A 13,347-nucleotide genomic window follows, 5' to 3' on the forward strand; every position below is an offset into this window, starting at 1 on the left:
CTGGATATTGTTTCCTAGTACCCATTCTGACGCTTAGGACCCCCATTTTTCGTGTCTAGTTTTCTGGGTCCATTATACTGCTTTTTACTCTACCTTTTGATATGGCTTATGCCGATACAATCAGTGCTAGTTCTCCGGCTTACATCTATACGAGTTCACCCAATACAACTGTTGAAGATAGATATATGCTCGCGGGTACCTACCATGGGGATCCTCCGCTTGCTAGTGATCCAGGAATATATCTAACTGGTGTGTCAGTAAGCTGGCTAGTACAATCAGGAGACCAATTGGCCATAAAGTATTTTGATTACCAGGGGAATTTAATCGGAACCCGCACCATTGATCCCAATACTACCACCCCACCATATAGTGATACTCCGCCCGCGGGAACATACGCCGCTAAATTAGTATTAACTTCAGGAGACATTTCGGGAGACAGGTACTTTTGGTATGAAAGCGTATCCAACACTAATGGGATAACGGTCTTATATCCTGCTCCTGTGAGTGGGAGCGGAATTATTGGGGGAGGTGGGGGAGAGCCCCCTCCACCTCCTCCCCCTTCAAGTGATCCAGTGTTAACCGAACTTCAGAACATAAAATCCCAATTAAATACGATAACAGGGCAACTAAATACATTGATTGAAAATAGTGGAACTATGGTTAGCCAGTTAGTAGTAATAGGGAATTACTTATCCAGTATAAACAGTCAGCTTAATCAAGCCGTTAATGAATTACAGGGAGTAAATTCAAGGTTAGATACAGTTAATGATAAACTTGATACAGTAAATAGCCACCTTTCGGCTATAAAGGGCAAGCTTAACGATATATATACCTATCTTTCAACTCCTCGCACAGCAAATACAATAACTGTAAACCCAAGCACGCCCTATTTTAATCCTTACCCCAACATGCCAGAACCTCCATATACAACACCATACCAGTATAATAGAGACCAATATTTACCACAGATGCCACCGGAGGAACCTTCACCTGGCCCCTTACCCCCCATACCTGCGCCAACTGTTATGGAGCATGAGCCTCCTGTCCAGAGGGACCAGCCCATAACTAAGGATACGCCTTTAGAAAGGGAGCCGGCAATTAGAGAACAACCGTTACAAAAAGACCCAGTAGTAAGGGATGAACCTTTGCCCAGAGATCCGGTAGTGAGGGATAATCCCCTTTCCAGGGATCCAGTAGTGAGAGATAGTCCCCTCTCCAGAGATCCTGTTATCCAGCGAGATACGCCATTACAGAGAGAGGAACCGATAGTACGGGATGCACCTTTACAACGCGATCCACCTCTTCAGCCGGAACCGCCTTTGTAAACAGGAGGGTGGGATAAGGTATGTACGAATTTTTTCAGAGCCTAATACAAAACCTAGCCAACGCGATTTCTTCTCTTTTTACTTGGCTTGGCGGAGTTTTAAACAGTTTTTTTAACGCCTTAAAAGAAGCGCTAGTATTTATACTTACTCCGATCATTAATGTATTTCAATGGATTCTATACACACTTTCCATGGCTTTCTTGGTAGTAATCTGGGTTCTTCAAGTAATTTATGGGTTGTTTAAAGTCTTGATAAGCATAGTTTATGGTGTCTTCAACACCTTCTACGGCCTTCTCGCCTTTTCCGGGAGCACTACTTACTATGTTTTACCGGAAGCCTATCGGGAAGGTTGGAACCAAGTGGTAAACCTCCTAAATGGCACTGGATTTTCCACTATAGCTCTTATCATGGCCGTATTTGTATGGCTTATGACGGCTTATGCCTTCATTAAGATTGCCGGGGGAGAGAAGTAATGCAGGGGATTATAGATAGTATATTCCAGCCGGTAATTGATATTTTAAGGACCGCTAGGGACACCTTGGAAGGCATGTCGCTAGTGGCCGCCAGGGGGCTTAATCTTGATTATTTCTTGGGTCCGGTGTCTCTCCTGGGATGGCAATGGAGAACACTAATAAGTTCTATCGTAGCAAGCGCGTTTTTATTGCTTAGTGTTCTGGTGGTAAGAAAGGTATATTCTATTTACCTGGCTTTGAAAGAAGGAGCCAAGTGGTGGTAACCCGTCTTTGTGATAACCCCCTCCTTCAGATAATGTTCATTGCACTAAATTTTTCCGCGCTTATCATGAAATTTAGGAGGTGTCCCGCCTTGGTATTCCAGTTCTTTTTTCAAGCAGCAGCCGGGATTACAGCGGGTATAGCTGTAGTTCTCCTTCCCGCGATCTGGCTATATTACAGGTTCACTCAAGGAGGAGTGGGGAATGGCATTCGCCATAGGTAGGAGAAAGAGACAAAGTTACGACATTATAATCCTCATGAACGAGCGAGAAATACGGACCATCCCTGTAGAGGAGGAAGATGAAGAATCTGTCAGCGGTGGGGGATTAATGCTACCCAAGGCAGACGCGCAGGTGAGGTACTTCCCCGGCGGTGGGAGGGCTTTTGTTTACGGATACCAAGGTACCTACTTGGCCGAAAGCGAAAATATTGCCCGGCTGGAAAGGTCGGTGGTCCTCCGAAATCTGTTCGATTATGGGAGCACTGCCAGGGCAGCCAATATCCAGTTTTACGTTATGCTAGGGGCCCTGATTATTACTATTTTCTTATTGCGGGGGTGAAATAAATGAACGAGCAAGCTAGTGGAACCGGCGTAGGAAGTAGTGGGCGCACTCTACAAGACATTATAGCTAGCGAGCTCTTTGCGTCGTCCAAGGGGGACCTGGTGGAGACCCTACGCTTCATGGAAAAACATGGGACCCCCTTATCGGAGCGACAGGTTGCGGCAGTGGCTCTTTTGAGGACCCTACAGCTCCACCGGAAGAACAAAATATATGAACCCATTATAGATACGGTAACGAAGATGGCCAAGGAGATTACCCCACCCAATATCTTTATAGAGGTTATAGAGAAGATGACATTGGGAGGCTTTGTCACCGGTAAAGTCAGGCTGTCCAAAGTTTTTGGCGGTGATAAATAATGTACGTATGGGTTTTCCAGGGCAATTTGGGCGAGGGAAAGACCTTTGGGATGAGCGTACTCGCCCTGTATTTTGCCACCAGGGCCAGGAAAGCCGGCATTCATGTGGACCTTTACGCTAACTACGGTCTCAAAGGAGCCAAACCCCTAAGTAGCTATCGAGATTTCTATAACGTAGCCCGTTCTGAGGCTAGTATAGTTCTGTTAGACGAAGCCCACGTAAACCTTGACGCGAGACTTTTCCATAAGGGCGGTAATATCTATATGACCCAGTTTTTCTTTTACCTTCGGAAGCTAAACGCCAGTCTTTTCATGGCTACCCCCAACATACGTAACCTGGATAGCCGTATGCGCCTTCTTACCAACATCCTGGTGGACTGTCGTAAAACCGCAGGAGGTTTTATTTACGATATTTACGATTATCAGGGCGAAAAGTTCTTGCGGCGCAAGTTCCTGCCCAAACCTATAGCAGAAGAGATATTTGAGACCGGGATGTACGACACCCATGCCATTATACGGGCGGTGGAATTCCCTCAAAACGAGCGGCAGTTTAGTAGATTCTTGGACAAGATAGAGGAGATAAGAGAAGGCAGGGATCTACCACCGGAAGAGGATGATTTTGATGCCGAAGAGAAGCTGGCTCTTTAGCTTAAATACCCAGGAGGCCCTTGTGCCAAACGGTATAAATGGAAGGAATGGGAATATATGTCACGAAATCAATATGCAGAGGAAAAGTTGATAGATAAAGCGGTTGAACTGACTCTTGAATTAGCTAAGCCGCAGGTAAGCCCCTTTAAATGGCTGTATCATAATCCCTCCGGAGTGCAGACCATGCAATGGTTTTCCCACTGGGCACAGAGATATACCGCCCATAGGCTTTATACCGCTATCCAAAAAGTTTGTCAGATTACCGGATATGAGTTGGTCCCGGCTTCCTTATTCTACCGGCATACGGCCATTTGGGCAGCCAGGAGAGTTAAGATTTATGGCCGCAGCTTTATTTTGATTAAGCGGGAGGAAATGTCTCCTGGCCTTGCTAGACGTTATGATGCTTTTTGTCGGGAGCTTCGGACAGCTCTAAAAGATTATCAGGATGATGCGGAAAATAGTGATAACGTTATGCCTAATATATGTGGCTAAATATACGGTGAAGGAGGAATGGTGGGCTTGCGGTTAAAAGTAGATTGGCCAAAGGTGAGTGCAAGAAATAGGGGTTGCTTTGTAGTTGAATATGATCCCCAATTTCCAGGGGGCTTCTATGTACGCCACAAGGGCACGCCTTACTATTTGACGGCCACTAGGTACGATATAGAATGCTTAGTGGAAAATGCCTTAGCAGCTCTAGGAAAGCATCATGGACCTTTGCTGGTCAGCAGCCAGGAAGAACATATTATGCTAAACGATAAACGGGCTAAGTTGTTTGAGATCTTGAATAAAACAAGCGAAGGGGAATGGTTTCAGTGGCTTTTATGGAGTATCCTCGACAAGGTAAGAATAAACGAGAGAGTTGCTAGACTCCAGCAGGTCCGGCTGAACTATTTTTAAAACATGCTTTGTCCGCTCCCGGGTTGCTCCCCGGCGATGAGCTGGGGGATTTTTATACTGGCGAGCTGGTCACCGTGGACGTCGACACTGCTCGGGAATGGTTCTCCGCCGGCCTGGCCGAGCCTGCTCACTGCCCCGACTGCGGCATCCACCTGGAGGATGCAGGGTGCGCGGTATATTATTCAGAGTGTGGGTTACGAAGGTGGAAGGATTAAGTTACTTGACAAAAACAGGTGAATTACTGAAACCAGCTTGACACTTTTAAGAAAGCAAGCATATTCCCTTCTAGTACTAAAATTGTCAAGCAAGAAGCTCCTGGGCCGAGGAGCCTAAGGGAGTCATTTATGCAATGTCGTTTTTTTAACAAATTTGTCGATAAGTTTTAAAAGCAACTAAGAGGAATTTCTTGCTTTAGTGCAGTAATAACCAATTAATCTCAAACAAATAATTAATAAAAGCCAGCTGAGGTGTCCTCATGTTAAAACCAAGAGAAATTGTTTTCCCTTCAGATTTGGTTAGGCTACCTAAAGATATTTTGAAAGGCATTGCTAAAGAAATCGGTGTGGAAGGCGATAATCAAGCTAATTTAGCAGCACAGATTTTTGATAAATGTCAAATTGCTCCTGATGTTTGGCAAATAGTAGAAAAAATTGGCGGGCCTTATTTGTTTGCTGGCAAAACCTCAATTGCATGGTATCCATTAATTAAAGAGCATAAAGAGATAAATATCCTGGAAATCATCTCAAATATAATAGGTTTCAACCCCTTAACTGAAGTCAGAATTCCTGACTTAAAAGAGTTACCTACGCAGCCTAAAATTATTGGTGGGTTCGCTTTTAATAACGATGAGAAAACAAGCTGTTTGTTACGAGTGGTTTATAAAAGTGGAGTTAAAAAAATTATGGGCATGTTCCCTGGAGTGATTGAAATACCTTCCATAGATACTGTGATCATCAATGAAGATGAAGGTTTTATTGAAATTAGGGCCGACCACTCTAGTGCAAGAAAAATTGCTTTATTTTTGGAGAGGTTACTAGAAGGGATTATAGTTCCTTTAGAAAGGAAAAACATCTTGACGCCGTTTGGAAATGAAATTGAAAAATTGGCTGACAGTTTAAGGGGGAAATTGCTTGAGACAACTGCTATACCAGAAGAATTATTTGAAGACCTTACAGCAGAACAAGTTCAAGCGATAATCAAGATACTTTTTAGCATAGATGAATATTTTATATCAGGAGAGTTGAGCGGCATTGAGAATGCCTTAAGAGAATATAGAGATAATTTAACAGAAGAGTACTTAAAGGTTCCATTTACCGCAATAGTATTAGCGGGCCTGAATAGGCTTGTTATGTCAGCAAAAGATGCCGATTTAAGGGAGAGGCCTTTGTTTAATGTGGTACAGCCATACCTGCAGCATCAAGGAGGTTATATAAGTTTTCCTGTACTTGAGAACGGAGTTGAAGTTCATTATACTATTAAAGTGGGGGTAACGACAAACACGATATTTTTTGTTACTCCTGCTACCGAGAGAGCGATTGAGACAGTCCGAAAATGTATTTTTCGGATATAGATAAAGCAGTAGGAGGGGGATTCTATGGAAAAATGGATTGTCGAACAATGGGTAGAAGCTTGTGCCGATACCCCTATAAAATCCTTTCATCCTACTGCTGTAGCAAAAGCGACGAATTTAAATCTAGAAACTACCTTTAGGCACCTATTGGAGTTAGTTCAAGAAGGAAAGTTATTGTTGTATTGGAGAGTAGTATGCCCTAACTGTTTTCGCGAATGCGGAATGTATGAAGCGAAAGATGTTATACCTAGCCTCATCGATTGTATGGAATGTGGTGAACAACAAGTATTTCCTGATATGATATTTCCAGTGTTTGCCGTTGCTCCTCAGTATAAGGAATTCGTAAAAAAAAACTTCTTTCTCCACGAAACGTTGTTTTCCCCCAGAAACGAAGTGGAATATTTCCTTACCAATAACTGACAAGAGTTTGTCTAGATATACTAAGTGCGTTAAGGAAGACGGGGGAACTAAGGTTTATTTTGATCTATCAGGAGCAAGTATAAACCAACTTCAAGTTGGCATTAGTTCCTGCGGGCCAGGTATTGAAGAAAGGATTAATCAGAACCTATCTATTATACAACAACATTCACCCGAAATAGCCCAAGCCATAAGAGAAGCTATTAAAGTTCCAGAATTATACTCGGCAGTTCTAAACTTGACGGATTTACTAAATGGGTATTTCCAAGCCCAAAAAGAGGAAGAAAAGAATAGTAAGCTCAGTCAAATTACAAAGGCTCTTAGTATAGTCAAAACGACGATAGAAGTTATTAGAGATGTAGCACCAGTGGGGAAGTTTCTATACAATACAATCGCTAATTATTTAAATCTGCCTCAAATAATGTAATATACTCAGGACTTTTTAAACTCCAGGTTACTCCCCGGTATGGGCCGGGGGATTTTGTTTTTATAGCCTAAAACTTTCAAGGCGAATTTGATAAGAAACTCTGCAACAGCCTCCCAATCGGCCGGGTCGTCTGAATATACTCTTTCAATTTCCATTAGCTGCAGACCCCCTCCCGGCAACCTGTTATAATATATTCAGGTGATAAGTTGTCCCACTACTGGCATAAGATGGAACCGGGAGGACCTTGTATGGCCAAAGCTGCAATATACTGCCGTGTATCCTCGGAAGAGCAAGCGGAGAAGGGTACAATCGAAGGGCAGGTCCAATATGCAAAAAAGTACTTGGAGTTACACGGAGCAGAGGCTGGAATAACTGAATGGGAGTTCTACCTTGATGAGGGAGTATCAGGGACAGTAGCTCTGCTAGACCGGCCAGCCGGCGCCCGTCTGGTGGCCGACGCCCAGGCTGGGAAATTCCAGGTGCTTTACGTTTATAGGCTAGACCGCCTAGCCCGAAGCGTAAAGCATGTTTTGGACATATATGATCTTCTTGAGAAACAAGGTATTGCCCTCAAGAGTATGACTGAGGCCTTCGATACTGGAACCCCAACCGGGAAGTTTTTCATGACCCTCCTGGCCAGTATTGCAGCATTGGAGCGGGATACCATCCTAGAACGTACCCAGATGGGGAAGGACCGGAAAGCTCGGCAGGGCAAATGGGTTACCGGAATGCCGCCTTTTGGTTATCGGATCGGGGACGATGGAGCCTTGGAGGTCTACGAGGATGAGGCTGAGACGGTCCGGCTGATATTCCGGCTCTACCTTGAGGGTATGAGTACAATTGATATCGCCAAATACCTCAATGCCCGCGGCATCCCTACTCCCGCTAAGTCCAAGCGGACGAAAAATAAGAGTACTGGAAAGTGGCACGCCGGCCATATCTCTATTATCCTCCGGACCGAGGCGTATACGGGGACCTATACCTACTTAAAACGGTCTAAACGTAGGAAGGATACTATTGAAATACCAGTACCGGCCATAGTTTCCGACCAGGACTTTGTTGCCGCCCAGGCCAAGCTCATAGAAAACGCCGACGCCGCCCGGGGAAGCCGGGGGCGTAACTATTTGCTCCGAGGACTTATTTTCTGTGGCAACTGTGGCCGGCGAATGGTGGGCAGTTCGGGTATGAGCAAAGAGGGGCGGGTTTATTATCGCTGCACTGGAGTTATTAATGCCGGCGCTGGCCGACAGTGCAACGCTAAACTAATCCGGGCGAAGGATATCGAGGATGCTGTCTGGCAGGACATACTGGAATTTGCCAAGGAGCCGGGCAAAATTAAAGAAATCATGGAAGCAAAGATTGTTGAAAATAAGCAAGAGATGGGTCCGGTAAGAGAAGAACTCGCGGTTCTGGAAAAGAGTATCCTGGAAAAGCAGGCGGCCAGAGGCAAGGTGCTTTCTCTCTGCGCTCGTGGCATTATTACGGACCAGGAAGCAGAAGCAGAACTTCAGAACCTCGCCAGAGAAATTGAGGTTCTGGCAGCGAGGCGGGACTTTCTTTTCGGTAAGCAACAGGCTGCTCAACAGTTGGAAACGGAAATACTTAATGTCCAGGTGCTTATGGAAGAACTTGCAGAACGGTTAGAAACTATTACCGAAGAAGAAAAGGCGGAAGTTATTCAGGCACTGGTTAAGCGGATTGACGTTTATACTGTAGAAGAAAATGGGAAGCGTGGGTCTAAGGTGCTTATTCAGTACAGGTTTGGACCTAGGCCGGGAGAAAAAGAATTGTATGGGTCTAAGAATAATAGGAAATGCTAAAATGCGACGAGAAATTTCTCTACAACTTGTTGAGTCTTTCCCAGGAGGGTAACTTCAAAGCAGGACGTTTTGCCCTGATCTCGGCCGACGAGCTGATTATAGCCCATACCAACGAGGCGGAGTACCGGGCTTTTATCAGCAACCCTAAAAATGAGGCTTTACGATCCCGCCTGTGGGTGATTCCCATACCTTATAACCTCAAGGTGAGCGAAGAAGTAAAGATTTACCAGAAACTTATCCGCCAGGCCGATATTGATGTGCATATTGCACCTTATGCCCTGTGGGCGGCGGCTGTGTTTTCTATTCTTTCCCGATTAAAAGAATCTAAGAAACAAGGTATGGATTTGATAAAGAAGATGAAGCTTTATGACGGGGAAGATGTAGAGGGATTCAAACAGAAGGATGTGGCAGAACTCATGAGCGAGGCAGAGGACGAGGGTATGAGCGGCGTTGATCCTCGCTATGTGGTAAACCGCATTGCCAGCGCGTTGATCACTTCTGATACCCGCTGTATTAACGCCCTAGACATCCTGCGGGCCTTAAAGGAGGGCCTGGACCAGTTACCTTCGGTTAATAAAGAGGAAAAGGAGAAACTGATCAACTATATTGCCCTTGCCCGGCAAGAATATGATGAAGTGGCCAAAAAAGAGATCCAAAGGGCCTTTGTTTATTCCTATGAAGAATCAGCTCGGGCTCTTTTTAATAATTACCTGGACAATGTGGAAGCCTATGTCAACCACACCAAAGTTAGGGATCCCATTACTGATGAAGAACTCGACCCAGATGAGAAGTTAATGCGTTCTATAGAAGAACAAATTGGGGTTACAGAAAATGCTAAAAGGGCTTTTCGGGAAGAAATACTTATCAGGCTTTCTTCCTATGCGCGGAAAGGAAAACAGTTTGATTACAACTCCCATGAAAGATTGCGGGAAGCCATTGAAAAAAAACTTTTTGCCGACATGAGGGATATTGTCAAAATAACCACTTCTACCCGGAACCCTGATCCGGAACAACTGAGGCGAATAAATGCGGTAATCGACCGTCTCATCTCCCAGAACGGTTATTGCACCATCTGTGCTAATGAACTTTTGAAATATGTGGGTAGCCTTCTCAACCGTTAAAGGAAGGTGAGATTGTGCAGGTTGACTTTATTATTTCTCGGGAGGATTGGTCGCTACACCGCAAGGGATATTTGGATCAGCAACGTCACCAGGAAAAAGTTAACGAAGCTATTAAAAAAAACTTACCTCAAATCATTACTGAAGAAAGCATTATTATGGCTGGCGGCAATAAAGTGGTACGAGTCCCTATTCGGAGTATGGAGGAATACCGCTTTCGTTTTAATCTTAACCAGGGGCGGTATACTGGCCAGGGTAGCGGTGGCACGGCTAAGGGGACCGTGATAGCCCGAGAAGGAGATAAGGTCGGAGGCAAGGGCCCGGGAGCAGGGGACCAACCTGGTGTGGATTATTATGAGGCGGAAATAACCCTGGAAGAAATTGAGAGCCTTCTTTTCCAGGATTTAGAATTACCTCATCTCAAGGAAAAAAAGAAGCCCAAACTTTTAACACCTACTTGTGAATTTCGTGAGGTAAGGCGCGCAGGGCTGATGGGAAACCTAGACAAAAAGCGAACTCTTTTAGAAAATCTAAAGCGAAATGCCAAGCAAGGCGTCCCGCGCATAGGTGGCTTTGCTCCGGAGGACTTACGTTTTAAGACGTGGGAGGAAAAGGTCCGGCAGGAGACTAGCGCCATAGTATTGGCCATGATGGATACTTCTGGGTCCATGGGCACTTATGAAAAATATATTGCACGTACTTTCTTCTTCTGGATGGTGCGCTTCTTGCGTAGCAAATATGAGCAGGTAGAAATTGTCTTTATCGCCCACCATACCCAGGCCAGAGAAGTAACTGAGGAGGAATTTTTTGCTAAAGGGGAAAGCGGTGGTACCCGCTGTTCTTCAGCTTACCGCTTGGCTTTAGAACTTATTGAAAACCGTTATCCTCCTGCTGACTATAATATTTATCCCTTTCATTTCTCAGACGGCGACAACCTGCCCTCGGATAATGAAATTTGCCTGGAGTTGGTGCAAAAAATTCTCCCGCTGGTCAACCAATTTGGCTATGGAGAAATAGTTAACCCTTACTATCGGACCAGCACCTTGATGAATGTCTTTAAAAAGATAAATGATACCCGTTTGGTCACGGTCACTATCAAAGATAAAAGTGATGTCTATCCTGCCTTAAAGCAGTTTTTCAGTAAGAAGGGAGCAGAAGCATAGGTTGGGTGGTATACTTATGAGGGTCGCTGACCTACTATCACTTTAAGGTGCTGGAACATCCACTTAACAGTAGATAATCCAGATAAGGAGTTGATAGTAAATTGCCCCGGACCGGTGTAAACTCCCGCCCGGGGCAATTATCGCTGTTACGGTTATGGTTTGTTGGAAAGAATATAGTTTTTGAGTAGGAAGGGAGAAGAGGGATGAATCGGGATTTAGCCACACTGGAACAGGCCATTGGGGATATTGCTGCGCAGGCCAAAAAATTTGGATTGGACTTTTTTCCTGTTTGCTTTGAACTTTGCCCAGCGGATGTAGTTTACACCTTTGGCGCCTATGGCATGCCCACTCGCTTTGCCCACTGGAGCTTCGGCAAGCTAAACTTACCATAAAAGAACAAAACATTTTTTACCAGAATTTAGGTTGGTTGAGACTATTATATCATATGACAGCGCGGTTTTACCCCGCGCCGTTATTTTTTAAGGGCGTCCCATAAGCCTTCCGGCTGCCTCATTATTTTACTACCGCCCTGGGCCGGGGCTGGCAAGGGCAAGGGCCTGCGGCATATGCTCCCGGGCTAGCGCCCGGTCCGCTATTCCTCGGCCTCGCCTTCGGCGACCCTTGCCGCCCGCCCGGGCGGCTGTGTTTTGCGGCCAAGGCCGGAAGGCCATAGGCCGAAGGCCGAAAAAAAGGGGGTATCCACAATGGCTATATACGAGGTGCGAGACCTGGCAGGTAGGAAGTTGGTGGTAGAGGCCAAGAACTCCACCCAAGCTAAACGCCTAGCTTGCAAAAGGTGGGGCCGCAGGCCGTCGGACTACTGGTGCGGAATAACAACCTTAAGGACGAGGAAACTGAAATAAGCTTGCTATCCTGGCAACCTTTGGCTAGAATGGAGGTGAAGGCAGGTGAGTGCCGTGCCGGAGGAAGCATTAAAAGAGGTTGCGGCGACGAACGAGCCGCCAAACAGACTGACATCCCCGGAGTTTTTCTTCCTCCTCCAGCGGATAGACAGGCTGGACGAGAAGTTGTCCAGGGAGATAAAAGAAGTGGACCTTAAGCTGTCTACTCGGATTGACAGGGTGGAGGAGAAGATTGATAGGGTTCAGGATAGGCTAGACAGGCTCCAAGACAGGGTAGACTTAGTCCAAGATAGGGTAGATAACATAAAATTCTGGGCCATAGGTGCAGTGATCACCCTGATCGTCGGGTTTGCAGGTGTAATTCTCACGCTGATGCAAAGATTATGACCCTATGCGGTGGGAAGGAAGAAGGCGCTATGAGCGGCTTTTGGAAAGAGAAAAGCGAAAATGCCCTCGGGATGGTGGCGGTCGGTACGGCGTCCTTCGCGGGAGGACTCTGGCTGGCTAACCTGAAGGCAGCTGTAGCCTCAGCGGGGGTAGAAAGACAGGCCGCGGCCCTGTTGCTTGGAATTATGCTCTCCTTGTTCCTTGCGGGATTGCCAGCGGGTTGGGTGGCCGGGGGTCGCATTGGCAACACGCCCGTCCTCCTCTGGCTTTCCATGGCCGGGGCGTGGTTGGCACCAGTCGTGGCATGGTTCGCGGGCCTGGAGCCGAAGTGGCCGGTTTGCTGGCTGGCGGCGCTTGCCCTGGCCTTCGTTGGGAGCTGGATGGGGCTGGGGGCGGGAGTGTGGCTGGCGCGGAAAAAGGGGGGACAATAACCACTTATAAAGGAATTGCGGCGAGAATTTTGCTTGGCAAATCTCGACAGGTAAGGTAAAATCATCTTCTAGGAACGCTGATCGGAGAAACGGCCCTGCCGCCCTGGGAGCTTAATTGAAGGGGGGTGGGGCCGATGAATGCAACTGAATGGCTGCAGATCATCGAGCTCATACTCACCTTTCTGGCTTTGGTGGTAGCTATCATTGCCATTGCCGTGAGGGATTAAAATACTAAACCCTTGAGACTGTAGCCGCAGTCTCAAGGGTTTCGCCCCTGGCTGGCGGGGCCACCATCGCCACTCTGATCAGTGTTCTCTTTATATTCTATTATTCCCATTTTTCTCGGGAAGTCAAACTGAGGTTTGCTGTTTGTTGGTGAGTCAATACAAACAAACCGACGTTTGTGGGAGCAAAAATGGCAAATTTGATTGGTTCTGGCCTAATTTGCACGGTTTAGACCAAAATAAGTAAACAGGCGGGAGATCCCACGTACTTCCCGCTAATTTTATTTCTTTGGGGAGGGATTTTTTCATGCTCAAAAAACTTATCTTTGGCCTTCTGGCCGCCATTCTCATCCTGACTGCGGTGCCCTTACAGGCCCGTGCTGAAATGGAATACCGTTTCACCGA

At 46.2% G+C, this 13,347-nt stretch carries 17 protein-coding genes and 2 pseudogenes; 18 read left to right on the forward strand and 1 reads right to left on the reverse strand.

Annotated features, from left to right (window positions below; all coding sequences use genetic code 11):
- Positions 1-287 precede the first annotated feature (287 nt).
- The 11 genes from AC1BI1_RS14615 (at position 288) to AC1BI1_RS14665 (ending at position 6,936) form a co-directional block, all read left to right on the forward strand.
- The gene (locus AC1BI1_RS14615; RefSeq protein WP_476718041.1) at positions 288-1,325 is read left to right on the forward strand and encodes a hypothetical protein; all 1,038 of its coding nucleotides are present in this window, start codon (positions 288-290) and stop codon (positions 1,323-1,325) included.
- Positions 1,326-1,345: 20 nt separating this feature from the next.
- Positions 1,346-1,798, forward strand: a complete 453-nt coding sequence (locus AC1BI1_RS14620; protein WP_476718042.1) for a hypothetical protein — start codon at positions 1,346-1,348, stop codon at positions 1,796-1,798.
- Entirely contained in the window at positions 1,798-2,061 is a 264-nt protein-coding gene (locus AC1BI1_RS14625; protein ID WP_476718043.1) for a hypothetical protein, read from the forward strand. The genes AC1BI1_RS14620 and AC1BI1_RS14625 overlap by 1 nt, the downstream gene beginning before the upstream one ends.
- A 201-nt stretch (positions 2,062-2,262) precedes the next feature.
- Entirely contained in the window at positions 2,263-2,619 is a 357-nt protein-coding gene (locus AC1BI1_RS14630; protein WP_476718044.1) for a hypothetical protein, read from the forward strand.
- Positions 2,620-2,624: 5 nt separating this feature from the next.
- Positions 2,625-2,978 (forward strand): hypothetical protein, encoded by a 354-nt coding sequence (locus AC1BI1_RS14635; RefSeq protein WP_476718045.1) that lies wholly within the window; start codon positions 2,625-2,627, stop codon positions 2,976-2,978.
- On the forward strand, positions 2,978-3,625 hold the full coding sequence (locus AC1BI1_RS14640) for a hypothetical protein (RefSeq protein WP_476718046.1): 648 nt from the start codon (positions 2,978-2,980) through the stop codon (positions 3,623-3,625). The genes AC1BI1_RS14635 and AC1BI1_RS14640 overlap by 1 nt, the downstream gene beginning before the upstream one ends.
- Before the next feature lie 57 nt (positions 3,626-3,682).
- Positions 3,683-4,117: a hypothetical protein gene (locus AC1BI1_RS14645; RefSeq protein ID WP_476718047.1), complete on the forward strand. Its 435-nt coding sequence runs from the start codon at positions 3,683-3,685 to the stop codon at positions 4,115-4,117.
- A 27-nt stretch (positions 4,118-4,144) separates the two neighbouring features.
- On the forward strand, positions 4,145-4,522 hold the full coding sequence (locus AC1BI1_RS14650; protein WP_476718048.1) for a hypothetical protein: 378 nt from the start codon (positions 4,145-4,147) through the stop codon (positions 4,520-4,522).
- Between the two features lie 475 nt (positions 4,523-4,997).
- Positions 4,998-6,092, forward strand: a complete 1,095-nt coding sequence (locus tag AC1BI1_RS14655; RefSeq protein ID WP_476718049.1) for a hypothetical protein — start codon at positions 4,998-5,000, stop codon at positions 6,090-6,092.
- A gap of 24 nt (positions 6,093-6,116) precedes the next feature.
- On the forward strand, positions 6,117-6,512 hold the full coding sequence (locus tag AC1BI1_RS14660) for a hypothetical protein (RefSeq protein WP_476718050.1): 396 nt from the start codon (positions 6,117-6,119) through the stop codon (positions 6,510-6,512).
- Between the two features lie 7 nt (positions 6,513-6,519).
- Positions 6,520-6,936, forward strand: a complete 417-nt coding sequence (locus tag AC1BI1_RS14665) for a hypothetical protein (RefSeq protein WP_476718051.1) — start codon at positions 6,520-6,522, stop codon at positions 6,934-6,936.
- A gap of 5 nt (positions 6,937-6,941) precedes the next feature.
- Here AC1BI1_RS14665 and AC1BI1_RS14670 read toward each other — a convergent pair whose 3' ends face one another.
- Entirely contained in the window at positions 6,942-7,091 is a 150-nt protein-coding gene (locus AC1BI1_RS14670; protein ID WP_476718052.1) for a hypothetical protein, read from the reverse strand.
- Between the two features lie 93 nt (positions 7,092-7,184).
- On the opposite strand from AC1BI1_RS14670, the gene AC1BI1_RS14675 reads away from it, so the two are divergent.
- From AC1BI1_RS14675 to AC1BI1_RS14705, 7 genes and pseudogenes are all read left to right on the forward strand, one after another.
- Positions 7,185-8,756 carry a recombinase family protein gene (locus AC1BI1_RS14675; RefSeq protein ID WP_476718053.1) on the forward strand — a complete coding sequence of 524 codons (1,572 nt, stop codon included), beginning with the start codon at positions 7,185-7,187 and terminating at the stop codon, positions 8,754-8,756.
- Positions 8,747-9,877: pseudogene (locus AC1BI1_RS14680) on the forward strand (protein prkA); the annotation flags it as partial. The gene AC1BI1_RS14675 and the pseudogene AC1BI1_RS14680, both read left to right, overlap by 10 nt.
- A 14-nt stretch (positions 9,878-9,891) precedes the next feature.
- Complete coding sequence (yhbH, locus tag AC1BI1_RS14685; protein ID WP_476718054.1) at positions 9,892-11,037, forward strand: sporulation protein YhbH; 1,146 nt, start codon at positions 9,892-9,894, stop codon at positions 11,035-11,037.
- Between the two features lie 203 nt (positions 11,038-11,240).
- A pseudogene (locus AC1BI1_RS14690) lies at positions 11,241-11,414 on the forward strand (SpoVR family protein); the annotation flags it as partial.
- A 327-nt stretch (positions 11,415-11,741) separates the two neighbouring features.
- Positions 11,742-11,900, forward strand: coding sequence for a hypothetical protein (locus AC1BI1_RS14695; protein WP_476718055.1), 159 nt, complete (start codon positions 11,742-11,744; stop codon positions 11,898-11,900).
- Positions 11,901-11,945: 45 nt separating this feature from the next.
- Entirely contained in the window at positions 11,946-12,287 is a 342-nt protein-coding gene (locus AC1BI1_RS14700; protein ID WP_476718056.1) for a hypothetical protein, read from the forward strand.
- A 29-nt stretch (positions 12,288-12,316) separates the two neighbouring features.
- Entirely contained in the window at positions 12,317-12,718 is a 402-nt protein-coding gene (locus tag AC1BI1_RS14705; protein WP_476718057.1) for a hypothetical protein, read from the forward strand.
- Positions 12,719-13,347 lie beyond the last annotated feature (629 nt).

It is taken from the genome of Thermanaeromonas sp. DSM 22490 (assembly GCF_056378755.1).